19 protein-coding genes are annotated in these 23007 nt (G+C 60.7%); 14 read left to right on the forward strand and 5 right to left on the reverse strand.

All coding sequences use genetic code 11. From position 1 onward, the window contains the following. The first annotated feature begins 31 nt into the window (after window positions 1-31). From sufB to WDN02_RS14085, 6 genes are read left to right on the forward strand one after another with little or no spacing between them, the layout of a single operon-like run. A complete protein-coding gene (sufB, locus tag WDN02_RS14060; protein WP_337294087.1) occupies window positions 32-1516 on the forward strand; it encodes a Fe-S cluster assembly protein SufB in 1485 nt (494 codons plus the stop codon). A 30-nt stretch (window positions 1517-1546) separates the two neighbouring features. Further along, complete coding sequence (sufC, locus tag WDN02_RS14065; protein ID WP_337294088.1) at window positions 1547-2296, forward strand: Fe-S cluster assembly ATPase SufC; 750 nt, start codon at window positions 1547-1549, stop codon at window positions 2294-2296. 4 nt (window positions 2297-2300) lie between these two features. After that, window positions 2301-3629 carry a Fe-S cluster assembly protein SufD gene (sufD, locus tag WDN02_RS14070; RefSeq protein WP_337294089.1) on the forward strand — a complete coding sequence of 443 codons (1329 nt, stop codon included), beginning with the start codon at window positions 2301-2303 and terminating at the stop codon, window positions 3627-3629. After that, the gene (locus WDN02_RS14075) at window positions 3626-4864 is read left to right on the forward strand and encodes a cysteine desulfurase (protein ID WP_337294090.1); all 1239 of its coding nucleotides are present in this window, start codon (window positions 3626-3628) and stop codon (window positions 4862-4864) included. Before sufD ends, WDN02_RS14075 begins: the two co-directional genes overlap by 4 nt. Continuing rightward, complete coding sequence (locus WDN02_RS14080) at window positions 4857-5273, forward strand: iron-sulfur cluster assembly protein (protein WP_337294091.1); 417 nt, start codon at window positions 4857-4859, stop codon at window positions 5271-5273. Before WDN02_RS14075 ends, WDN02_RS14080 begins: the two co-directional genes overlap by 8 nt. Before the next feature lie 46 nt (window positions 5274-5319). Further along, on the forward strand, window positions 5320-5709 hold the full coding sequence (locus WDN02_RS14085; RefSeq protein ID WP_337294092.1) for an iron-sulfur cluster assembly accessory protein: 390 nt from the start codon (window positions 5320-5322) through the stop codon (window positions 5707-5709). A gap of 3 nt (window positions 5710-5712) precedes the next feature. Here the strand turns inward: WDN02_RS14085 and WDN02_RS14090 are convergent, their stop codons facing one another. Next, window positions 5713-6744 (reverse strand): aldo/keto reductase, encoded by a 1032-nt coding sequence (locus WDN02_RS14090; RefSeq protein ID WP_337294093.1) that lies wholly within the window; start codon window positions 6742-6744, stop codon window positions 5713-5715. A 122-nt stretch (window positions 6745-6866) separates the two neighbouring features. Between WDN02_RS14090 and WDN02_RS14095 the strand changes: the two genes are divergently transcribed. Further along, complete coding sequence (locus WDN02_RS14095; RefSeq protein ID WP_337294094.1) at window positions 6867-7451, forward strand: TetR/AcrR family transcriptional regulator; 585 nt, start codon at window positions 6867-6869, stop codon at window positions 7449-7451. Between the two features lie 92 nt (window positions 7452-7543). Here the strand turns inward: WDN02_RS14095 and WDN02_RS14100 are convergent, their stop codons facing one another. Both WDN02_RS14100 and WDN02_RS14105 read right to left on the reverse strand, forming a co-directional pair. Next, on the reverse strand, window positions 7544-9100 hold the full coding sequence (locus WDN02_RS14100; protein ID WP_337294095.1) for a DEAD/DEAH box helicase: 1557 nt from the start codon (window positions 9098-9100) through the stop codon (window positions 7544-7546). A gap of 257 nt (window positions 9101-9357) precedes the next feature. Beyond that, window positions 9358-10191, reverse strand: coding sequence for an FTR1 family protein (locus WDN02_RS14105; protein ID WP_337294096.1), 834 nt, complete (start codon window positions 10189-10191; stop codon window positions 9358-9360). A 268-nt stretch (window positions 10192-10459) separates the two neighbouring features. Between WDN02_RS14105 and glmU the strand changes: the two genes are divergently transcribed. The 4 genes from glmU to shc all read left to right on the forward strand — a co-directional run bounded on the left by glmU (window position 10460) and on the right by shc (window position 17174). Then, window positions 10460-11809: a bifunctional UDP-N-acetylglucosamine diphosphorylase/glucosamine-1-phosphate N-acetyltransferase GlmU gene (glmU, locus tag WDN02_RS14110; protein ID WP_337294097.1), complete on the forward strand. Its 1350-nt coding sequence runs from the start codon at window positions 10460-10462 to the stop codon at window positions 11807-11809. Between the two features lie 35 nt (window positions 11810-11844). Next, on the forward strand, window positions 11845-13680 hold the full coding sequence (gene glmS / locus WDN02_RS14115; RefSeq protein WP_337294098.1) for a glutamine--fructose-6-phosphate transaminase (isomerizing): 1836 nt from the start codon (window positions 11845-11847) through the stop codon (window positions 13678-13680). A gap of 173 nt (window positions 13681-13853) precedes the next feature. After that, entirely contained in the window at window positions 13854-14837 is a 984-nt protein-coding gene (locus tag WDN02_RS14120) for a zinc-dependent alcohol dehydrogenase family protein (RefSeq protein WP_337294099.1), read from the forward strand. A 270-nt stretch (window positions 14838-15107) separates the two neighbouring features. Continuing rightward, the gene (shc, locus tag WDN02_RS14125) at window positions 15108-17174 is read left to right on the forward strand and encodes a squalene--hopene cyclase (protein WP_337294100.1); all 2067 of its coding nucleotides are present in this window, start codon (window positions 15108-15110) and stop codon (window positions 17172-17174) included. Here the strand turns inward: shc and WDN02_RS14130 are convergent. Further along, a complete protein-coding gene (locus tag WDN02_RS14130) occupies window positions 17171-17611 on the reverse strand; it encodes a hypothetical protein (protein ID WP_337294101.1) in 441 nt (146 codons plus the stop codon). The genes shc and WDN02_RS14130 overlap by 4 nt on opposite strands. A gap of 123 nt (window positions 17612-17734) precedes the next feature. Between WDN02_RS14130 and WDN02_RS14135 the strand changes: the two genes are divergently transcribed. After that, window positions 17735-18658: a LysR substrate-binding domain-containing protein gene (locus WDN02_RS14135; protein ID WP_337294102.1), complete on the forward strand. Its 924-nt coding sequence runs from the start codon at window positions 17735-17737 to the stop codon at window positions 18656-18658. Here the strand turns inward: WDN02_RS14135 and WDN02_RS14140 are convergent. Further along, window positions 18655-20064, reverse strand: a complete 1410-nt coding sequence (locus tag WDN02_RS14140; protein ID WP_337294103.1) for an FAD-dependent oxidoreductase — start codon at window positions 20062-20064, stop codon at window positions 18655-18657. The genes WDN02_RS14135 and WDN02_RS14140 overlap by 4 nt on opposite strands. Window positions 20065-20407: 343 nt before the next feature. On the opposite strand from WDN02_RS14140, the gene WDN02_RS14145 reads away from it, so the two are divergent. Then, complete coding sequence (locus WDN02_RS14145) at window positions 20408-21727, forward strand: proline--tRNA ligase (protein WP_337294104.1); 1320 nt, start codon at window positions 20408-20410, stop codon at window positions 21725-21727. 23 nt (window positions 21728-21750) lie between these two features. Continuing rightward, window positions 21751-23007 carry a lipoprotein-releasing ABC transporter permease subunit gene (locus WDN02_RS14150; protein ID WP_337294105.1) on the forward strand — a complete coding sequence of 419 codons (1257 nt, stop codon included), beginning with the start codon at window positions 21751-21753 and terminating at the stop codon, window positions 23005-23007.

Here is a 23007-nt window from a genome sequence, read left to right on the forward strand (position 1 = left end):
GTCCTTGAAACCGCCGGGTGAGGAGAGAAGAATGGCTGCGGTGCAGGAAACGATCGATCGTGTCAAATCGATCGATGTGAGCGAATATAAGTATGGCTTCTTTTCCGATATTGAATCGGACAAGGCGCCGAAGGGATTAAGCGAAGATATCGTCCGCTTCATTTCGGCAAAGAAGAACGAGCCGGAATGGTTGACCGAATGGCGGCTCGAAGCCTATCGGCGGTGGCTGACGATGCAGGAGCCACGCTGGGCGCGTGTCGCCTATGAGCCGATCCATTATCAGGATCTCTATTATTACGCCGCGCCGAAGACGGCTTCGGGGCCGAAGTCGCTTGACGAGGTCGATCCGGAACTCCTGAAGATTTATGAGAAGCTCGGCATTCCGCTGAACGAGCGGGCCATCCTTGCCGGCGTCGAAGGCGCTGGCGAGGCGCCGAGCCGCGTCGCTGTCGATGCGGTGTTTGATTCCGTTTCGGTCGTCACGACGTTCAAGGAAGAGCTTGCCAAGGCCGGCGTGATTTTCTGCTCGATCTCGGAAGCGGTGCAGACGCATCCCGAGCTCGTGCGCAAATACCTCGGCTCTGTCGTGCCGCCGACCGACAATTTTTTCGCGACGCTGAACTCGGCGGTCTATTCGGATGGTTCGTTTGTTTACATTCCGCCGGGCGTTCGCTGCCCGATGGAACTCTCGACCTATTTCCGCATCAACGAGAAGAACACCGGCCAGTTCGAGCGCACGCTGATCATCGCCGACAAGGGCTCTTACGTCTCCTATCTCGAAGGCTGCACGGCGCCGAAGCGCGACGAGAACCAGCTTCACGCCGCGGTGGTGGAACTCATCGCGCTCGAAGATGCCGAGATCAAATATTCGACCGTACAGAACTGGTATCCGGGCGATTCCTCGGGCAAGGGCGGCGTCTATAATTTCGTCACCAAGCGCGGCGATTGCCGCGGTGCGAATTCGAAGATCTCCTGGACGCAGGTCGAGACCGGCTCGGCGATCACCTGGAAATATCCGTCGTGCATCCTGCGTGGCGACAATTCACGCGGCGAGTTCTATTCGATCGCGATCTCGAACGGCTATCAGCAGGTCGATTCCGGCACCAAGATGATCCATCTCGGCAAGAACACGACGAGCCGGATCATCTCGAAAGGTATCGCTGCGGGCAAGTCGCAGAATACCTATCGCGGTCAGGTCTCAGCCCACCGCAAGGCGACAGGCGCGCGCAATTTCACCAATTGCGACTCGCTCCTCATCGGTAACGATTGCGGTGCTCATACGGTGCCTTACATTGAGGCGCATAATCGCACGGCGCAATTCGAGCATGAAGCGACGACCTCGAAAATCTCCGAGGATCAGCTCTTCTATTGTATGCAGCGTGGATTGAGCGGCGAGGAGGCGACGGCGTTGATCGTCAACGGCTTCGTCCGCGACGTGCTGCAGCAATTGCCGATGGAATTCGCCGTCGAGGCCCAAAAGCTGATCGCGGTTTCTCTGGAAGGCAGCGTTGGCTAGACCCGCGCCTTTGTTTCAAGGATTAAAGCGATGTTGGAAGTCAAAAATCTGAGCGTGTCGATCGGTGACCGCGAAATCTTGAAAGACTTCAACCTCACCGTTGCCAATGGTGAGGTGGCGGCGATCATGGGGCCGAACGGCTCCGGCAAATCGACGCTCTCTTATGTCATCGCCGGCAAGCCTGATTATGAAGTCACGTCGGGCGAAGTGCTGCTCGATGGTGAGAACATTCTCGACCTGTCGCCGGACGAGCGCGCGGCGAAGGGCGTGTTCCTCGCCTTTCAATATCCGGTCGAGATTCCCGGCGTTACGACGATGACCTTCCTGAAGGCGACGTTGAACGCCATCCGCAGGCAGCGCGGCGAGCCGGAGCTGTCGATTCCCGATTTCATCAAGCGGGTGAACGCGGCCTCGGCGAAGCTGAACATCAAGCCCGATCTGTTGAAGCGCGCGGTGAATGTCGGCTTCTCGGGCGGCGAGAAGAAGCGCATGGATATTTTCCAGATGGCGTTTCTCGAGCCGCATTTCGCGATCCTCGACGAAACCGATTCTGGTCTCGACATCGATGCGTTGCGGATCGTCGCGGATGGCGTGAACGCTTTGCGCGCCAAGGATCGTAGCTTCCTTGTCATCACGCATTATCAGCGCCTGCTCGAATATATCGTGCCGGACAAAGTGCATGTGATGGCCGGCGGCCGGATCGTTCGCAGCGGCGGCAAGGAACTGGCGCTCGAACTCGAAAAGAGCGGCTACAAGGATTACGAAGCGGAATTGGTGTGAGGCCATGAGCATTCAGATCATTCCCACGTCGACTGCAGCCGAAAACGCATTGGCCGAGGCCTTCGGTCTCGCAAAGGCGCTGCTGCCGGGCAACGCGATTGTCGCCGAACAGCGCGCGCACGCCTTCGAGGCTTTTGCCCGCGCTGGTCTACCCAATCGTGATATCGAGGCGTGGCATTACACGGATCTGCGCAATCTGATGCGCAAGGCGTTGCCTTTGGTGGCGGCGCCGACGCCTGCGCGGATTGCCAAGCTTGCCACCGACGCAGCAGGCTTGCCGTCTCCCCGTCTCGTTCTGGTCGATGGCGTATTTGCGCCGGAACTCTCGACGGCTTTGCCCGCGGGCGTGAATATTGTGCCGCTCGCGACCGCACTCGCGCAGGGTGATGCATCGTTGATCGAAAGCCTCGCGGCCGCATGGGCCGAGGCGGACGATGCGATGGTCTCGCTCAATGCCGCTTTGATGCAGGACGGACTCGTGATCGATGTTGCGCCAGGCGCGCAGATCGAAGCGCCGCTTCATGTCGTCTATGCGACCGTCGCGCCAGAGCCCGGCGCGCGTTTCTCGCGCTCACTGGTGCGCGTCGGCGCCGGCGCAAAATTCAGGCTCAACGAGATGAGCCTGGGGCAGGGCGGCCGCGTCGGCCAGACCAACAATACGCTGATCTTTGAGGTTGGCGATAACGCCGACGTCGCCCACAGCCAGTTGCTGACACGTACTGAGCCGGGCAGTTTGCGGCTGGAAACTTTTATGGTGAAACTCGGCGCGAAGGCCAAATTTGACAGTTTCGCACTGATCACCGGCGCGGGTCTTGTGCGCCGGCAGATTTATAAGCTCTTTGCGGGCGCCGATGCCAAGGCTTCGCTGCGTGGCGTGTCGCTGCTGCGTGGGCGCGAACATGCCGATACGACTTTGTTCGTGCGTCATGTTGCGACTGGCTGCGAGGGTCGGCAGAACTTCCGCTACATTCTCGACAATGAGGCGACCGGCGTCTTCCAGGGCAAGATCGTCGTTGATCGCATTGCCCAGAAGACGGATGGCCGGATGCTCGCCAAGGCGCTGCTGCTCAGCGACGACGCGACGATGAACAGCCGGCCGGAGCTTGAAATCTTCGCTGATGACGTGGCCTGCGGTCATGGCGCGACCATCGGTGGCCTGAGCGAGGATCAGCTTTTCTATCTGCAATCGCGCGGCCTGCCGCGGAAGGAGGCTGAGGCTCTATTGCTCGAAGCCTTTGCGGCCGAACTCGTTGATGAGATCGGCGACGAAAGTCTTGTCACCGCCTATCGCGGTGAGGTGACGGCCTGGCTCGACGGGAGGGCGCAGGCATGAACGAACATGTGACCGCCCCGCTCGATGTCGCCGCGATCCGCCGTGACTTTCCGGCGCTCGAGCTAAAGCCTTACGGCAAGACGCTCGTCTATCTCGACAATGCCGCCTCGGCGCAAAAGCCGAGGCAGGTTGTCGATCGCATGGTCTATGCGACTTATAACGAATATTCCAATGTCCATCGCGGCCTACATTATCTCGCCAATGCAGCGACCGAGGCTTACGAGGCCGCGCGCGAGAGCGTGCGCAGCTTCCTCAATGCCGGCTCTATCGACGAAATCATCTTCACCAAATCGGCGACCGAGGCGATCAACCTTGTCGCCTCGTCGTTTGGACAGCGGTTCATCAGCGAGGGCGACGAGATCGTCCTCACCACGATGGAGCATCACGCCAATATCGTGCCGTGGCATTTCCTGCGCGAACGCAAGGGTGCGGTGCTGAAATGGGTCGATGTCGATGACGACGGCAATTTCTCGCTCGACGCGTTCGAGAAGGCGCTGACCGACAAGACCAAGATCGTCGCGATCACGCATCTTTCAAACGTGCTCGGCACGGTGACGCCTATCAAGGAGATCGTGAAGATCGCCCATGCGCGCGGTATCCCCGTACTCGTCGATGGTTCGCAGGGCGCCGTGCATCTCGATGTCGACGTGCGCGATCTCGATGTCGATTTCTATGCGATCACGGGCCACAAGCTTTATGGGCCGACCGGCGTCGGCGCTCTCTATGGCAAGGCGGAATGGTTGGAAAAGCTGCCGCCCTTCCTCGGCGGCGGCGAGATGATCAATGAGGTCACGCTGGACAACGTGACCTATAACGAGCCGCCGCACCGCTTCGAGGCGGGCACGCCGCCGATCATTCAGGCGGTCGGTCTTGGCGCAGCACTCGACTACATGCGCGACGTGGGCCGGGCGAAGATCCACGCGCACGAGAATGCGCTGAGCCATTATGCGCACGAGCGCATGTCGCGGCTCAATTCCGTGCGGATCTTCGGCAACGCCAAGGACAAGGGCGCCATCCTCGCCTTCAATCTCAAGGGCGCGCATCCGCACGATGTCGCGACGATCATCGATCGCGAAGGCGTCGCGGTGAGGGCCGGGACGCATTGCGCGCAGCCATTGCTGGCCCGTTTCGGCGTGACCTCGACATGCCGCGCCTCCTTCGCCATGTATAATACGTTCGAAGAAGTCGATAAATTCATCGAGGCTTTGCAAAAGGCGGAGGGTCTCTTTGCCTGAGGAATTGATCAAGGAAGCGCCGGCGCTGCAGCCCGAAGCCGTCGAGAACGCCTCGCCGAACGAGCCGCAATGGTTCTTCGCGCCCGGCATCTCGCCGGAGGATCGTGCCCGCTTCACGGAAGAAGCGGTCGCGGCGATGAAGACGGTCTTTGACCCGGAAATCCCGTGCGACATCTACGAACTTGGGCTGATTTACGTCGTCCTTGTCGACGACAGCCGCAAGGTGCTGATCGACATGACGCTCACGGCGCCGGGCTGTCCGGTTGCCGGCGAATTGATCCAGTCGGTCCAGGATGCTGTCGGTACAGTCGGCGGCGTTGCGGAGGTTGAGGTCAATATGGTGTTCGATCCGCCGTGGGATCAAAGCCGGATGTCGACACAGGCGCGGATCGCGCTGGACTTTTATTGATGCGAAGCGGCGCGGACCCTATATTGGGGCTCTGAGGAGATCAGTGATGGCGAAAGCCAAGTTTCCGATCATGACATTGACCGAGTCTGCCGCGGATCGGGTCCGCACGCTGATGGCCGGCCACGATGCCGTGGGGCTGCGCGTCGGCGTCAAAAACGGCGGCTGCGCCGGCATGTCCTACACGCTCGATTATGTTCGGGAGATCGGTCCCTATGACGAGGCCATCGAGGACAAGGGCGTGAAGATCATCATCGACCCGAAGGCGCTGATGTTCCTTTTCGGCACCCAGATGGATTTCCAGGCCGACAAGCTCGGCTCGGGTTTCACCTTCAACAATCCGAACCAGACGGGTGCCTGCGGTTGTGGTGAATCGGTTGCCATCACCCCGGCGAGCGAAGCGCAGGTCGAAGAGGCTCGCCGCGCCAACGCCGGCTAATCGTCAGGAAGCCGCGCGGTCCGACATCGGGCGGCGACGCAAGCCGGGATTAAGCATAGCGGGCGGAGTGTAGTTCGCTTCGTTCAAGCCGATGTCGACACCAGGTGCGGCGATCTGATCAATACGGTCTAAGATGTCGTCGCCAAGCCGAACCTCTGCACCGGCGAGAAGGTCGTCGAGATGCTGCATGGTGCGGGGTCCAATGATGGCTGATGTGACGATCGAGTGGGCCATGACGAAACCGAGGGCCATGTGAATCAGCGACAATCCCGCGTCTTGGGCAAGCGGGATTAGTTCCTCAACGACGTCTAGACTGCGCTCATCGGTCATTTGCTTGTGGAAGTATTTGACCCGCAGCGAATCCGGCAGCGGTTGTCCCTTGCGATAGCGACCTGAGAGCATCCCCTTCGCGAGCGGGCTCCAAACGATCACGCCCATGCCATAGCGTTGGCAGGTGGGAAGCATGTCGCGCTCAATGCCGCGATCCAGGATCGAGTATGGCGGCTGTTCCACACGGAAACGGTTCAGGCCACGACGCTCGGCCACCCATTGGGCCTCGACGATTTCGGATACGGGAAAGGTCGAGCTGCCTATCGCCCGCACTTTGCCCGCCCGCATGAGGTCCGTGAGAACCGAAAGGGTTTCCTCGATATCGGTTTCCGGTGCTGGGCGGTGAATCTGATAGAGGTCGATGTAATCCGTCTGCAAGCGACGAAGTGAGTCCTCGACTGCCCGGGTGATCCAGCGCCGCGAGTTGCCCTGCATATTCGGATCATCGCCCATGGGGCCATGCACCTTAGTCGCGAGCACGATGTGATCGCGTCGCCCTTTGAGAGCTTTGCCAACGATTTCCTCGGACTCCCCGGCGCTGTAGCGATCGGCGGTGTCGACGAAATTGATTCCGGAATCCAAAGCCTTGTGAATGATGCGGATGCACTCGTCATGATCAGAGTTAGCCAGCTTCCCAAACATCATAGCTCCCAAGCAGTAGGGGCTCACCTTGATGCCTGTTCTCCCAAGCGGGCGGTATTGCATGGCCGCGATCCTTCCAAGTAGAAAACGCCAGCGTTCCGTGCTATTTAAAACGGAACAATGATCCGTTTATATACGGAACGTAGTTCCGTTTAGCAACGTAAATTTGGAATGGCGGGTGCGCTATGGTGGAATCCAGCGGTGAGGGACCCGTGCGTGCAGATGCACGACGTAGCCTCGTCGCCCTGCTCGAAGCGGCCAAGGATGTATTCGCGATTTCGGGCGTCGATGCGCCAGTTCGAATGATTGCGGAGAAGGCTGGCGTCGGAATCGGGACGGTCTACCGCCACTTTCCCCAGCGTTCGGACTTGATCGCAGCGGTGTTTCGTAACGAGGTCGATGCTTGTGCGAATGCGGCGTCCGTTATGTCGGCACAACACGCGCCCGGCGAAGCGCTTGATCGCTGGTTAAAGCGCTTCATTGATTTTGTTGCTACGAAGCGCGGGTTCTCTGCGGCTCTGCATTCCGGAGATCCGGCTTACGAACAATTGCCAAACTATTTTATGGATCGCCTGGCGCCGGCCTTGGACGGTTTGCTTAAGGCTGCAGCCATGACCGGCGAGATCAGATCCGACGTGGAGCCAGTAGATTTGCTGCTGGCGATTGCACGGTTGTGTTCATCCGATGATAAAGGGGGAATAACCAAGCAGTCGCGGCGCATGGTAGCCCTTCTGATCGACGGGCTCCGGCAGCGGGCGCCACTGCCATGATGCAAGACCTTTAATTCGCGCAATCCGCTTGGTGCGGAAGTGCCGGTTCATCGAACGAGAGGTCGGTATCCGCCTCTCGCGCGAAGGCTGATCTACTCAGCTTCTTCCACAACGGCCGGCTTTAACTTCACCGGCCGCAGCAGGAAGCTTGGGACGTGGTCGCCCATGCCGACGACCGGGCGGTCATCGTGTCCATTGTCGCGATAATTGCGCTCGGGGCGCGGACCGCGATCCGGCGCCCTCTGCGGATTGCCGTTGCTCCTGGGAGCGACGTTCGCCTCGCGTGGCTTGTTGGTATGCTGACGCGGCGCATGTTCGCGCGGGGCAATTTCCCGGGCTGCTGGCTCGCGCGCGGCAGGTTCGCGTGGCGTATGTTCCCGCGTCCCATGTTCGCGGGGGCCGCGTTCACGCGGCGCGTGCTCGCGCGATCCGTGCGAACGTCCGCCGCTCGCATGGCGGCCGCCACGACGTTGCGGCGTTGAAGCTTCCGCCTCGATCTCGTCATCCGGGTTGAGCTTGTCGAAGGTCGCGCCGTCCTGCCAATCGATCGAGCGCCCGATGACCTTTTCGATCTCGACCAGATGCTTTTGATCGGCGCGGGTGACGATCGAAATCGCGATACCGAGTTTGCCGGCGCGGCCGGTGCGGCCAATGCGGTGGACGTAATCCTCGGCATGAACGGGCACATCGAAATTGAAGACGTGACTCACGTCTGGGATGTCGAGGCCGCGCGCCGCGACGTCAGAGCAGACGATGAGATCGACATCGCCATTCTTGAAAGCTTCGAGCGAGGCCATGCGCGCGCGCTGGTCCATGTCGCCATGCAAGGCGCCGGCGCGGAAGCCATGCTTCTCCAGCGATTTGTGCAGGATCGCGACATCGCGCTTGCGATTGCAGAAGATGATCGCGTTCTTGAAATTATCCGCGGCAGAGCGAATGAGGCGCCGCAGGGTCTCGCGCTTGGCCGGACCGGGCAGGGAGGCGACGACTGTCTGGGCGATGGTGGCGGAGGTGGAAGACGCCCGGGCAACTTCGATGCGGATCGGATTGTGCAGAAAGGCCTCGGTGAGGCGGACGATTTCGGTCGGCATGGTTGCCGAGAAGAAAAGCGTCTGCCGGGTGAAGGGCACCAGCTTGCAGATGCGCTCGATGTCGGGAATGAAACCCATGTCGAGCATCCGGTCCGCTTCGTCGATCACCAGGACTTCAATGCCGGTGAGCAGAAGCTTGCCGCGCTCGGCGAAATCGAGAAGCCGGCCGGGCGTCGCGATCAGCACGTCGGCGCCGCGCATGATCTTCGTTTCTTGGTCGCCGAAGGAGACGCCGCCGATAAGAAGGGCAACATTGAGCTTATGGTTGATGCCGTAACGCACGAAACTTTCTTCGACCTGAGCGGCGAGTTCGCGCGTCGGTTCGAGGATGAGCGTGCGTGGCATTCGCGCCCGGGCGCGGCCTTGTTCGAGGCGCGACAGCATCGGCAAAACGAAAGCGGCGGTCTTGCCTGTGCCCGTCTGGGCTATTCCGAGGATATCTCGCCCGGCAAGCGCTTCGGGGATGGCCTGGGCCTGGATGGGTGTCGGGGTGGTGTAACCGGAAGCTTCTACGGCTTGCAGAACCTTCTCGCTGAGACCTAATTCTCTAAAAGTCATATTAATCCTGAAAGTAGCGTCGACTGCTCAGCTTGTATTGAGATGTGAGCATCGCGCTAACGACCAAGGCGCGTTCCGGCCCTCCGGAGGGACCGAGCGGCAAAATTTGGCGCCTGGGTAAAATGCGGAACCGCTCTTGAGAGCGAATCTGTCGGTCCTTGCCGCTCTTTAGCCCTGATATCGGCAGGATGCAAACGGATTGCAAGTCGGCACAGGCCCGCAAATGGTCACAGATAACAAATCCATGAAATAAAGGATTAATTCGCGGCCAATCGGGCAATTGGCCGGCGTGGCGGGGCGAAAACCTTCATGAGCACGAAGATCACCGCCAGCACCGTGACATAAACGATAAGCTGCAATTCAGTGGGCTGATCGGTGTAGCCGAGCAATGTATGGGCGACGCGGCCCACCCAGGAATCGTCCGCCAGTAGCCACGACGTATCCCAGACGGTGCGGTCGAGCGTGGTGACGATGTCCGCCTGGTCGAGGAAGCCGATGGCCTGGGCCGCCATGCCCGCCGCGATGAACGAGATGAGTAATGTCGTCACCCGGAAGAGGTGGCGCATCGGAATGGTGATCAGGCCGCGGAAAGTGAGATAGGCGACGAGCGCGCCGCCGATGAGCCCAAGCACGCCGCCGAAAAACACATTTAATACGGTCGTGCCGCCCGAGACCAGCACGCCATACAGAAATAGCACGATCTCCGAACCCTCGCGCAACACCGCAACGGCAACGACGATGGCGAGAGCAAGAAGAGACTTCGAGCCACGGCTAACCTGCTGGCCGAAATCGCTCAGTTCCTGCGTCATCTCGCGGCCATGCCGCGCCATCCAGACATTGTGCCAGGTCAGCATGACGACAGCGATGCCGAGTACCGAGGCGTTGAGCACTTCCTGGCCGGAGCCGGCCAGCGCCTCCGCGATCAGGCCAGTGAACAGAGCGACGATGCCGGCCCCCGCGATGCCGGCGGCGACACCGCCGAAGACATAGCGCAGCCGTCCGGGCACGTTCTGCGTGACGGCCAGCACGACGCCGACGACGAGACCGGCTTCAACGACTTCGCGAAAGACGATGATGAGTGCGGCGAACAAAGCGGACCTTTTTCAGCAGGGGCGATGAATGATTTACTACACGGTCGGGAAGCCCCGCCGCAAGGACGCGCAACGTCATTTAGAACCCATCGAAAGCGGCCCAGAATCAAGGACGTTTACAAGAATCCGTGAACCCGCGCTGCTTCGGCAATTCGGATATAACGCGGCCAATTTGGATTTGCCGTAAAGTCTCTGTATAGCGCGTCCGATTCGAAAGAGATGAGCTGGCACATATGCAGACCATGCCAAGCCTGCGGCGAGGGCGCCGATGAGCGCGCAAAAGCGGACTTGCCTTGCGATCGTCCTTGCGGCGGGCGAGGGGAAGCGGATGCGCTCGGCGCGGCCGAAGGTGCTGCACGAGCTTGCCGGCCGGTCTTTGCTGGCCCATGTGCTCACGACTGTGGCGGCGGCTGGCGCGGAGCGTGTCGCGCTCGTCGTCGCGCCGGGGCACGATTCCGTCGTCAAAGAGGCCAGAAGTCTCGCGCCCGATATCGAGGTTTTCGTGCAATCGCCGGCGCTCGGCACCGCGCATGCCGTGCTTGCCGCAAAGCCCGCCATTGCCCACGGCTATGATGATATTCTCGTTGCCTTCGCGGATACGCCGCTGGTGCAGCCCGAAACTTTTGCACGCCTTCGCGGAGCTCTCACTGAAGAGGGTCGCGCGGTGGCGGTCCTCGGCTTCCGGGCGAGCAATCCGCGCGGCTATGGCCGTCTGATTCAGGATAGCGAGACGCTCGTTGCAATCCGCGAAGACCGCGACCTGCGCGCGGAGGAAGCCGAGATTACCTTCTGCAATGCCGGACTTATGGCGATTGCTGGTGCGACGGCGCTGTCGTTGCTCGAGTCGATCGATTGCAGCAATGCGCAGGGCGAATATTATCTGACCGATATTGTCGCGGCAGCGCGCCAGCGCGGGCATGGCGCTATCGCCGTTGAAGCGCCGGAAGACGAGGTTCTGGGGATCAATGACCGTGCGCAGCTCTCCGTGGCCGAGCAGGTTTTCCAGAACCGGCTCAAGATCAGGGCGATGCAAAGCGGTGTCACTTTCATCGACCCGTCACGCGTCACGCTGTCCTATGACACGCAGTTCGGCCAGGATGTGCTCGTCGAACCGGACGTTTTCTTCGGACGAGAGGTCAAGGTTGGTGACGGGGTCACGATCCGCGCGTTCTCGCATTTGGTGGGCGCCGAGATCGGGCCAAACAGCATTATCGGGCCTTTCGCGCGGCTGCGGCCGGGAGCAAAACTTGCCGAAGACGTGCATGTCGGTAATTTCGTCGAGGTGAAGGCTTCGACGCTTGGCGCGGGCGTCAAGGCCAATCATCTCGCTTATATCGGCGATGCGACGATTGGCGCGAAGACGAATATCGGCGCCGGCGTCATCACCTGCAATTACGATGGCTTCGGCAAATTCCGCACGGAAGTCGGCGCGGGCGTCTTCGTTGGCGTCAATTCGGCGCTGGTGGCGCCGGTGAAAATCGGCGACGGCGCCTATATTGGGACGGGATCGGTCATCACGGACGATGTCGCGCCGGATGCGCTGGCGCTGGCCCGGTCTCGCCAGGTCGAGAAACCATCTTGGGCGAAAGATTTTCGCACCAAGCACCGGAAGACTTAAACTCCCCGACGCGGGCGAGCCGGAAAGTTTGAACCATGTGTGGGATTGTCGGTATTCTCGGGCACGGCCCTGTCGCCGGAGCCATCGTCGAAGCCTTGAGCCGGCTCGAATATCGCGGCTATGATTCCGCCGGAATCGCCACCCTCGAGGAGGGCAAGCTGACGCGCCGGCGCGCGGCGGGTAAGCTCAAGAATCTCGAAGCCCTCCTCGCCAAGGAGCCGCTGCACGGCCATGCCGGCATTGGTCATACCCGCTGGGCAACGCACGGCAAGCCGACGCCGGAAAATGCCCACCCGCATCGCAATGGCAAGGTCGCTGTCGTCCACAACGGCATCATCGAGAATTTCCGGGCTCTGCGCGAGGAACTGAGCGCCAAAGGTCATGCTTTTGAATCCGAGACAGACACCGAAGTCGTCGCGCATCTTGTCGGTGAATCTCTGGCGCAAGGCCTTTCGCCGATCGAGGCTGTCGCCGAGTGCCTGCCGCGGCTGAAAGGCGCGTTCGCGCTCGCATTCCTGTTCGAGGGCCAGGACAATCTTCTGATCGGCGCGCGCGAGGGCGCCCCGCTTGCCGTCGGTTTCGGCACGGGCGAACGCGAGGGCGAGGTCTATCTCGGCTCGGATGCCATCGCGCTCGCGCCGCTGACTGATCAACTCGTCTATCTCGAAGAAGGCGACTACACGGTGCTGACGCGTCAGGGCGCCAAGTTCTTTGACGCCGCCAATCGGCCCGTCGAGCGCAAGCGCATCACCACGCCGGCGTCCGCCTTTCTGTTCGATAAGGGCAATTATCGGCACTTCATGGCCAAGGAAATCCATGAGCAGCCGGAAGTCGTCGGCCGCACGTTGTCGCATTTCCTCGATCTTTCGTCTGGCACCGTATCGCTGCCATTCGAACTGCCGGTCGATGCCGCGACGCTGCCACGGCTCACGATTGCGGCCTGCGGCACGGCCTATATGGCTGGCCTCGTCGCATCCTATTGGTTCGAGCGGATTGCCAGACTGCCGGTCGAGATCGAAGTCGCCTCCGAATTTCGCTATCGCGAGGCGCCGATGCAGAAGGGCGGCCTGATGCTGCTTATCTCGCAATCGGGCGAAACAGCGGATACGCTCGCAAGCCTGCGCTACGCCAAGTCGCAGGGCCAGAAAATCCTCAGCGTCGTGAACGTCCCGACCTCAACCATGGCGCGCGAAAGCGACGTCGCGGCGCAGACGCTGGCGGGGCCGGAGATCGGTGTCGCATCGACGAAGGCTTTCACGTGCCAATTGGCGCTGCTGGCGTGTCTCGTGCTCGCCTTCGCCAAGGCGCGCGGGACCATCGACGCGAAGGAGGAGGCGCGGCTCGTCGCCGAACTCACGGCGGTGCCCGGCCTCATCGCCGAAACCTTGAAGCATGAGGCGCAAGTCGAGCTGCTGGCGCGCGATCTCAGCAAGGCGCGCGATGTGCTTTATCTCGGCCGCGGCACGTCCTATCCGCTGGCGCTGGAAGGCGCGCTGAAGCTCAAGGAAATTTCCTACATCCACGCTGAAGGCTATGCGGCGGGTGAGTTGAAGCATGGGCCGATTGCGCTCGTTGATTCCGATCTGCCGGTGATCGTGCTCGCGCCGCGCGACCGCGTGTTCGAGAAGACGCTCTCCAATGTGCAAGAGGTCGCGGCGCGCAACGGCCGCATCATTCTGGTGTCGGAGCCCGAGGCCGCGCACGAACTCGGTGTGCCGGCCGATGTGATCGCCATGCCGAAAATGGCGCCGGATTTCTCCGCGCTCGTCTATGCCATCCCGGTGCAATTGCTCGCCTATCACACGGCGGTTTTCATGGGCAAAGACGCCGACCAGCCGCGCAATCTGGCAAAGAGCGTGACGGTGGAATAGGCGCCGTACGAATCCAAGTCCGTCTGTGACCCTGTTTGGGGAATATGACCCAAATCAAGGCGCGTGCCCGGCTCCCGACGAAACTGCACCATGTATATTTCGCGCGAGGGAGAAAGCCGGGGAAGGCACTCGTCTATCAAGGACCGGGGCGTAAATCTCTGGAAGAGCGGCCGATGCCGGAGATCAACTCGCCGACGGACGCGATTGTGAAAGTCGCCAAGACGACGATCTGCGGAACGGATTTACATATCCTCAAAGGCGATGTGCCGACCTGTACGCCGGGGCGAATTCTGGGCCATGAGGGCGTGGGCGTTATTACGCAGGTTGGTGCCGGTGTAACAACATTCAAACCCGGTGATCGAGTCTTGATTTCCTGCATCACCGCCTGCGGCCGCTGTGAATATTGCCGGCGCGGGATGTATTCGCATTGCACGACGGGTGGTTGGATCCTTGGCAATGAGATCGACGGAACGCAGGCCGAATATGTGCGCATTCCTCATGCCGACACCAGTCTTTATCGTTTGCCTGAAGGGATCGACGAAGAAGCCTTGGTGATGCTGAGCGATATTCTCCCAACAGGATTCGAATGTGGTGTCCTGAATGGAAAAATCGCGCCCGGAAGTTCGGTGGCGATTGTCGGCGCCGGGCCGATCGGGCTCGCGGCACTGCTCACGGCGCAGTTTTATTCCCCTGCCGAAATTATTGTCATCGACCTCGATGACAACCGCTTGGGTGTTGCGAGGCAATTCGGCGCAACCGCGACCATCAATGCGAATGTATGTAATGCCGCCGACGTCGTGATGGAGATAACCGGCGGCCGTGGGGTCGATGCGGCAATCGAAGCGGTGGGCGTGCCCGCTTCATTCATCACCTGCGAAAATATCGTCGCGCCAGGCGGCACCATCGCCAATGTCGGGGTTCATGGCGTTAAAGTTGATCTTCATCTGGAACGGTTGTGGTCCCAGAACATCAGTATAACGACGCGGCTCGTCGATACGGTGACGACGCCGATGTTGTTGAAGACGGTGGTGGCAGGGAAGCTTGATCCGAAGAAGTTGATTACGCACAGATTCAAGCTTGGCCATATCCTCGATGCTTATGAGACTTTCTCGAAAGCCGCGGATACGCACGCACTCAAGGTTATTATTGAAGCCTGACGAATTAAAATTGGTGTCCTGCCGATATGCCGCGCCGCTGCAATTGCTGGCCTATTCCCGGCGGGTTTTCATGGGCAAAAACGCCGACCAGCCGCGCAATCTGGCAAAGAGCGTGACAGTGGAATAGGGCGCCGCTCCCCCGAACCGGCTTCAACCCGATCAAATCACTGAGAGTTCTGAAATGTGAGTTGAGGTGCAAAATTTTGCACCGCAGAGCAAAATGACATATTGCAGTCGGTCTTCGCCTTCGCGGGAGAATCCCTTTCAAAGATGAACGTGCAGCAAGCCAAGAGTTTCGCGGTCGAGAGCCTCGGCGATACGAGCCGCGAGGATAACGGGCCGGCCTTGCGGGCCGCCGTCCGGGCTGCGGCCGACTGGCTCGTCGAGCACCAGAAGCCGGACGGGCATTGGGTCGGCCGCGCCGAATCGAACGCCTGTATGGAGGCGCAATGGTGCCTCGCGCTTTGGTTCGTGGGCCTCGAAAATCATCCGTTGCGGCCGCGTCTGGCCCAGGCGATCCTTGAAACCCAGCGTCCCGATGGCGCCTGGGAAATCTATCGCGGCGCCCCGAACGGCGACATCAACACCACCGTCGAGGCCTATGCCGCGCTGCGCTCGATGGGTCATCGTGACGACGAACCGGCGCTTGAGCGGGCGCGGGCGTGGATCGCCAGCAAGGGTGGCCTGCGCAACGCCCGGGTGTTTACCCGCTATTGGCTCGCGTTGATGGGCGAATGGCCGTGGGAAAAGACCCCGAACATTCCGCCGGAGGTTATCTGGTTTCCCAAGTGGTTCACGTTCTCGATCTATAATTTCGCGCAATGGGCGCGGGCGACGTTGATGCCGCTGTCGATTCTGTCGGCGCGCCGGCCGAGCCGTCCGTTCGCACCCGAAAACCGGCTTGACGCGCTGTTCCCGGAGGGCCGTGACAAGTTCGATTACGAATTGCCCGCCAAGGCCGGCGCTGGAGCGTGGGACAAATTCTTCCGCGGCGCCGAGCACGCGTTGCACGTCCTGCAGAATTTCGGACACAAACGGGGCTGGAATCTGCAGCGTAACGGTGCCGTCCGCCATGTCCTAGAATGGGTCATCCGTCATCAGGATTCCGACGGGGCCTGGGGCGGCATCCAGCCGCCGTGGATCTACAGCGTTATGGCGCTCTATACGGAAGGCTATGCCGTCGATCATCCGGTGATTGCCCGGAGCCTTGCGGCGCTCGACGAACCCGCGTGGCGCGTGGATCGCGGCGAGGCGACCTGGATTCAAGCGACTAACAGTCCCGTCTGGGATACGATTCTCACCGTCATGGCCTTCGACGATGCCGGGATGCTGGAAGAGCATCCGGAACCGGTCGAGAAGGCAGTGCAATGGGTGCTCGACCGGCAGGTTCGCGTCCCCGGCGATTGGTCGATCAAGCTGCCGCATGTCCAGCCCGGCGGCTGGGCCTTTGAATACGCCAACAATTTCTACCCGGATGTCGACGATACGGCGGTCGCGCTGATCGCGCTGGCGCCATTCCGCAACGAGCCGAAATGGCGTGAGCGCGGCATCGAGGATGCGATCCAGCGCGGCATTGACTGGCTGGTCGGTATGCAGAGTGAGGGTGGCGGCTGGGGTGCCTTCGATAAGGACAACAACAAAGAGATTCTGACCAAAATTCCCTTCTGCGACTTTGGTGAGGCGCTCGATCCGCCGTCCGTCGATGTCACGGCGCATGTCGTTGAGGCCTTCGGTAAGCTTGGCCTCCCGCGCTCCCACCCGACGATCGTCAGCGCGCTGGAATATCTGAGGCGCGAGCAGGAGCCGGACGGCGCCTGGTTCGGACGTTGGGGCGTCAATTATATTTACGGGACGGGCGCCGTGCTTCCGGCCTTGGCCGCAATGGGCGAGGACATGAACCAACCCTATATCGCGCGCGCCTGCGACTGGATCGTCGCCCGGCAGCAGGAAAACGGCGGCTGGGGCGAAAGCTGCGCGTCTTATATGGATCGCGCCGCGGCAGGTCACGGCAATCCGACGGCCTCGCAGACGGCCTGGGCACTCATGGCGCTTTTGGCTGTCGATCGTCCGCAGGATCGCGCAGCCATCGAAAACGGCTGCCTCTTCCTCATGCGACATCAAACGGACGGAACCTGGATCGAGCCGGAATACACCGGCACCGGCTTTCCCGGTTACGGCGTCGGCCAGACGATCAAGCTCGACTCACCTTTGCTGCGCGAGCGGCTGATGCAGGGACCGGAACTCTCTCGCGCGTTCATGCTGCGCTACGATTTATATCGTCAGTGTTTTCCGCTGATGGCGCTGGGGCGTGCTTTGCGGCAGCGTCCCCAGGTCTAACTCGCCGGCTTCTTGCCCATCTCGCGCCAGCGCTTTTCGGCGCGGGCTTTGTTGATCCCCGGCGCATCAAGGAAATAGACCAGCGAGGCCTGCGACGAGAAGCACAGAATTTTGTGGCTGTCGGGGTCGTTCCAATAGAGCGAACAATCCGTCGGAATGAGTTTGCCCGCGGCGACGCCGATTGCGTCGGCGCCGCCAAATTCGCCTTTGCCCTGCATCGGATGCGGACGCCCGATATCCCACATGCCCCAATCGTTGCCCCCCTTTTGCGATTTTTCAACGCGCGGGTCATGCACTTTATCTTTCATCGCAGCCTGGGATTCGGCTTCCGGATCAGGCGGTATAGCTTCGGGCTTCACGCTCTGCGCAAGTCCTGGCCCGGCGGTCAGGACTGCGAATAAAATCAGGGCAATCGGCCTTTTGCCGCGCAATTTCATGCTCTTCGTCTCCTGATCAGCGCCCGCACTGTCAATGGCGTCTCAAGGCGGGAAACTATACATTTGCCTCTCCGCGCGGATATCGAAGATGCGTCATGCGCGCGATGAGCCCGGCTTATGGGCATGGTGGAGCGGCAGCTGCCGATGCTTTACGACACGATCCTTCTGCGGACTTTCGCGGCCGTCTGCGACGCGGGCAGCTTCACCAAGGCGGCGCGCGTGGTGAACCTCACCCAATCCGCGGTCAGCCTGCACGTTAAGCGCCTCGAAGAGCGGGTCGGCGCGCAATTGCTCCGGCGTGAGCCGCAGGGCGTCAGTCCGACAGAGCAGGGCGAGGTTCTGCTCTCCTACGCCCGGCGCATTCTCGCCCTGCATAAAGAGGCCGAGCGCCGCCTGGGTGGGGATGCCGGTGGCTTGATCCGCATCGGCGCGCCGGAATATTTCGACCTGCAGACGCTGTCGTCATTGCTCCGGGAGTTTTCGGCGCAATATCCGGCGCTGCGGTTGCAAGTCGAACTGGGCATTGGCCCCGATATCGCCGCCATGCTTGAAGCAGACGAGCTCGATCTCGCAATTTTGAGCCGGGAGATTGGCGAGGGCGACGGAATCGCGCTGTCGCGCGAGAAGCGCATTTGGGCCGCCGGTCAAACCATGCAGCTCGATCCGGACGAGCCGGCACCGCTCGCGCTTTACCCGGCAAATTGCCGCTGGCGGCAGGTGGTTCTCGATCGGCTCGATCGCGTAGGACGCCCCTGGACGGTCGCGGTTCAAAGCTCGGGGATCGCCGGCATCCTTGCGGCGCTCGACGCGGGCCTCGCGATCACGATCTTTCCGGAAAGCAGCCTGCCGGAGGCGCTCAAACCCATTGGGAGCGCGGCGGCGCTGCCACCGCTGCCGGATTTCGAATTCGTGTTGCGGCGAGGCTCGGTGCGCAGCGGGGCGGTCGATCATCTTGCGCAGATGATCGCCAATTTCTTCCAGCTTTCAGCAGCGCTGCGGCCCGGTGTTGCGGCTGGCAACGGCGCGCACGCGCATCTCGCCATTTAGGCGAACTCAGGCACCGACGCTTTTGCCGGCACGTTGCCTAGTAGCGGGCCGAGTCCTTCCGCCATCGTCAGATGTGCGATCACGGCATCGCGCAGCTTGGGATAGGGCAGGCCAGCCAACATCGCTGTCTGCACTGCGGCCATTACTTCACCGGCCTCTGCGCCGATCATCGTGAAGCCGACGATGTGATCGTTGTCGTCGATCAGGACTTTCAGAAATCCAAGCTTCTCATCTGTCGTATGGGCACGCAGCACGGCGTGCGTCAGCAATTTGGCCACGCGGACGGAAACGCCCTGACGCTGTGCGTCGCGTTCGCTTAGTCCGACATGCGCCAACGGCGGATCGGTGAAAAGACAGTAGGGTACGAGGCGATCTTTTGTGCTGCGCGTGCCGCCGGCCAGATTGTCTTTGACGATACGAAAATCGTCGACCGACACATGCGTGAATTGCGGGCTTCCAGCACATTCGCCCAGCGCCCAAACGTCAGGCGTACTGGTCTCCAATCGTTCATTGACGCGGATATAGCCGCGCTCGTCCAAAGCCACGCCTGTGTCCTCGAGACCGATGCCGGCTGTGTTGGGGACGCGGCCCGTGGCGACGAGGATATCGCTCGCTTCGATCCGCTCTTCACCGTCGCCTGTTTGCAGCGTGAGGGTGACAGCTTTGCCGGACGATCCCTCGACCTTGAGGATTTTAGCGCCAGTTAAAATCCGGATGCCTTCGCCGCTGAGAATTCGAGCAATGGCTTCGGCGCTATCGGCGTCCTCGCGGCTGATGATCTGAGGCCCGGCGTCGATGACCGTCACCGCGCTGCCGAACCGCCGATAAGCCTGTGTGAACTCAAGACCGACATAGCCGCCGCCAAGAACAATCAAATGTGGCGGCACATAATCGATTTCGAGAATGTCGATGTGAGTGAGGGGCTTCGCGGCCTCAAGGCCGGGAACATCCGGCATGGCGCTGTGCGTGCCAATATTGAGAAACACTTTGTCGGCCGTCAGAAAGCGTGTGCCGCCGTCGTTGAGCTGCACCTCAAGCATTTTAGGACCAGTAAAACGGCCGCTCCCGCGGATGAGTTCGGCGCCGCTCGATTTGAAACCCTCCAAGAATCCGGCGACCTCGCCGCTCACCATGTCGCGTTTCCGCTGGCGGACTTGGCCCATGTCGATTTGGCCCGGCGTCGTGAGCGTGCCGAAGTGTCCGGCGTTACGGACGAGATGAGCGACCCGAGCGCTCCAAACCTCGTTCTTGCTCGGCATGCAGGCGATGTTGGGACAGGAGCCGCCGATCCACCGGCGTTCAACCAAAGCGGTTCGGTATCCCGATCGCGCCATGTGCCAGGCCATCAAATTGCCTGCCTGTCCACTCCCGAGGACCAAGACGTCGAGATGCTCCGGTTCCGACATGATGCTCTCCTTCTACGCGACGACGCACAGTCCCATGCGCGCGGGGGCGCCGACTATCGTGGCTGACTGTCTTGATACGTGCCGGTGTTGGATGAAGTTACTGCGACCTCAGCCGAGACGGGTTCGATCGCGGCCATATTGCCTTTTGCGCCCCTTTCGGATTGTTTCAGCCGCCGCCGCAAGCTATTGCGGCCTGTCAGAGCAGGATGCGAAAAGGTGGATGCCGGTTTTTCGCGTGAATCCCGCTCTAAGTGTCTAGAATTCGGTCGCGTTCATGATTTGGATCGAATCGATCCAAATCATGAACGCGACCTAGTCCCTCCAGCCTAGCAGTGCAATCTGAATGCGTCTTTCCCGCTATTTCCTGCCGATCCTCCGCGAAAATCCGAAAGAAGCCGAGATTGTCTCGCACCGGCTGATGCTGCGCGCCGGCATGATCCGGCAGGAGGCGGCGGGGATTTACGCGTGGTTGCCGCTCGGCTTTCGTGTCCTGGAGAAGGTGGCGAAGATTGTCCGCGAGGAGATGGACCGGGCCGGGGCGATCGAACTGCTGATGCCGACGCTGCAACTCGCCGACCTTTGGCGCGAGACGGGCCGTTACGATGCCTACGGCCCCGAGATGTTGCGGATCAAGGACCGGCACGAGCGCGAATTGCTCTACGGGCCGACCAACGAGGACATGATCACGGAAATCTTCCGCGCCTCTGTCCGCTCCTATCGCGACCTGCCGAAGAACCTCTATCATATTCAATGGAAGTTTCGCGACGAGCAGCGGCCGCGCTTCGGCGTCATGCGCGGGCGTGAATTCCTGATGAAGGACGCCTATTCCTTCGATATCGACGAGGCGGCAGCACGGCGCTCCTATCAGCGCATGTTCGTTACCTATCTGCGCATCTTCGCCCGCATGGGCCTCAAGGCCATCCCGATGCGGGCCGAGACAGGCCCCATCGGCGGTGATCAGAGCCACGAATTCATCATCCTCGCCGACACCGGCGAATCGGGCGTCTTTATCAATTCCGATGTGCTCGACCTGCCGATCCCGCCGGCCGACGTCGATTATGACTCAGACCTCACGCCCATCATCGACCAATGGACGTCGCTCTATGCGGCGACCGACGACGTGCATGACAACGCGCGGTTCGAGCGCGAGACACCGGCGGACAAGCGCTTGCAGAAGCGCGGCATCGAAGTCGGCCAGGTTTTCTATTTCGGCGATAAATATTCGAGGCCGATGAAGGCTGTCGTCACCGGGCCGGACGGGGTCGAGCGTCCGGTTCTCGGCGGCTCCTATGGCGTCGGCGTCTCGCGTCTCGTCGGCGCGCTGATCGAGGCGGGGCATGACGAAGCGGGCATCATCTGGCCCGAATCGGTGGCGCCCTTCCGTGTCGGTATCGCCAATCTCAAGGTCGGCGACGCAGCAACCGACGCGGCCTCGCTAAAAATCTACGACGCCCTCCAAAAAGCCGGGATTGACGTGCTTTATGACGATACGGACGAGCGGCCGGGGGGGAAGTTTGCCCGCCTTGATCTCATCGGCTTGCCGTATCAGATCATCATCGGGCCGAAAGGCCTTGCCGAGGGACAGGTCGAATTGAAAACCCGCAGCACCGGCGCCCGCGAAAACCTTTCCCTCGAAGCTGTCGTTTCCCGGTTTGCCGGCTGAACCGCGCGAGGGATAAGCGCCTGATGGCTATGTTTGCGCCGTTTGAATGGACGATTGCGACGCGCTATTTGAGGGCGCGGCGCTCCAGCGGCTTCGTATCCGTCATCGCCGGATTTTCCTTTCTCGGCATCATGCTTGGCGTTGCGACCCTGATCGTCGTGATGTCGGTAATGAACGGCTTTCATCGCGATCTGCTGAACAAGATTGTTGGTATCAACGGCCATATCTTCTTGCAGGCGGCGGACGCGCCGCTGACCGATTACAATCAGGTCGCCAAGCAGGTTGAGAAAGTGCCGGGCGTCGATCTCGCAATTCCGATGGTCGAGGGCGCCGCCTTCGGCGCGTCCGACTTCGCGCAAAACGGCAGCGGTATTCTGGTTCGCGGCATTCAGGAAGCCGACATCAAGCATCTGCCTGGTGTCTCGGGAAATATCCGTGCCGGCACATTAGACGGATTCGATGCGAACGATGGCGTCGCCATCGGCCAGCGCCTTGCCGAAAGCCTCAATGTTCGCGTCGGCGACAAGATCAAGATCATGACGGCCAATGGCGCGCGAACGCCCTTCGGTGTCGCGCCGCGCGTCAAAGCCTATAAGATCGTCGCGATCTTCGAGATCGGCATGGCCGAATTCGACGGCATTTTCGTCTATATGCCGTTGCCGGAAGCGCAGGCCTTTTTCAATCTCGACAAACAGGTCAGCGTTGTCGAACTCTTCCTGCGCGATCCCGAGAACATCGATGCGATCCGCGATAAGATTGAAACGACGGTGACGCGACCAATCATCATAACCGATTGGCGCGAGCGCAATAAGACCTTTTTCGATGCGCTCAATGTCGAGCGCAACGTGATGTTCATCATCCTCACCCTGATCGTGCTTGTTGCGTCGCTCAACATCATCTCCGGCCTCATCATGCTGGTGAAGGACAAAAGCCATGATGTCGCGATCCTGCGCACAATGGGCGCGACGCGCGGCGCGATCATGCGCATCTTCCTGATCACCGGTGCGTCGATCGGCATTGTGGGGACGCTTGCCGGATTTCTGCTCGGCCTCCTCGTCGCCGAAAACGTCGAACCGATCCGGCAATTTCTCAACCACGTGCTTCACGCCAATCTCTTCCCGGCGGAACTTTATTTCCTGTCGCGGCTGCCCTCGGTGGTCGATCCGCGCGATGTCGCAACCGTGGTCTGCATGACGCTGGCCCTGTCGATTTTGGCGACGCTTTACCCGTCCTGGCGGGCGGCCAAGCTCGATCCTGTCGAAGCCCTACGTTACGAGTGA

The organism is Methylovirgula sp. (genome assembly GCF_037200945.1).
In the GTDB taxonomy this organism is placed as follows: domain Bacteria; phylum Pseudomonadota; class Alphaproteobacteria; order Rhizobiales; family Beijerinckiaceae; genus Methylovirgula.

What these genes read in the sequence shown, in the direction of transcription:
- sufD (WP_337294089.1), top strand. Translation starts at nt 2,301, where the DNA reads ATGAGCATTCAGATCATTCCCACGTCGACTGCAGCCGAAAACGCATTG.
- shc (WP_337294100.1), top strand. Translation starts at nt 15,108, where the DNA reads ATGAACGTGCAGCAAGCCAAGAGTTTCGCGGTCGAGAGCCTCGGCGAT.
- WDN02_RS14090 (WP_337294093.1), bottom strand. Translation starts at nt 6,744, where the DNA reads ATGCAATACCGCCCGCTTGGGAGAACAGGCATCAAGGTGAGCCCCTAC.
- WDN02_RS14095 (WP_337294094.1), top strand. Translation starts at nt 6,867, where the DNA reads ATGGTGGAATCCAGCGGTGAGGGACCCGTGCGTGCAGATGCACGACGT.
- WDN02_RS14075 (WP_337294090.1), top strand. Translation starts at nt 3,626, where the DNA reads ATGAACGAACATGTGACCGCCCCGCTCGATGTCGCCGCGATCCGCCGT.
- WDN02_RS14150 (WP_337294105.1), top strand. Translation starts at nt 21,751, where the DNA reads ATGGCTATGTTTGCGCCGTTTGAATGGACGATTGCGACGCGCTATTTG.
- WDN02_RS14120 (WP_337294099.1), top strand. Translation starts at nt 13,854, where the DNA reads ATGCCGGAGATCAACTCGCCGACGGACGCGATTGTGAAAGTCGCCAAG.
- sufB (WP_337294087.1), top strand. Translation starts at nt 32, where the DNA reads ATGGCTGCGGTGCAGGAAACGATCGATCGTGTCAAATCGATCGATGTG.
- WDN02_RS14145 (WP_337294104.1), top strand. Translation starts at nt 20,408, where the DNA reads ATGCGTCTTTCCCGCTATTTCCTGCCGATCCTCCGCGAAAATCCGAAA.
- glmS (WP_337294098.1), top strand. Translation starts at nt 11,845, where the DNA reads ATGTGTGGGATTGTCGGTATTCTCGGGCACGGCCCTGTCGCCGGAGCC.
- WDN02_RS14130 (WP_337294101.1), bottom strand. Translation starts at nt 17,611, where the DNA reads ATGAAATTGCGCGGCAAAAGGCCGATTGCCCTGATTTTATTCGCAGTC.
- WDN02_RS14140 (WP_337294103.1), bottom strand. Translation starts at nt 20,064, where the DNA reads ATGTCGGAACCGGAGCATCTCGACGTCTTGGTCCTCGGGAGTGGACAG.
- WDN02_RS14085 (WP_337294092.1), top strand. Translation starts at nt 5,320, where the DNA reads ATGGCGAAAGCCAAGTTTCCGATCATGACATTGACCGAGTCTGCCGCG.
- WDN02_RS14100 (WP_337294095.1), bottom strand. Translation starts at nt 9,100, where the DNA reads ATGACTTTTAGAGAATTAGGTCTCAGCGAGAAGGTTCTGCAAGCCGTA.
- WDN02_RS14135 (WP_337294102.1), top strand. Translation starts at nt 17,735, where the DNA reads ATGGTGGAGCGGCAGCTGCCGATGCTTTACGACACGATCCTTCTGCGG.
- glmU (WP_337294097.1), top strand. Translation starts at nt 10,460, where the DNA reads ATGAGCGCGCAAAAGCGGACTTGCCTTGCGATCGTCCTTGCGGCGGGC.
- sufC (WP_337294088.1), top strand. Translation starts at nt 1,547, where the DNA reads ATGTTGGAAGTCAAAAATCTGAGCGTGTCGATCGGTGACCGCGAAATC.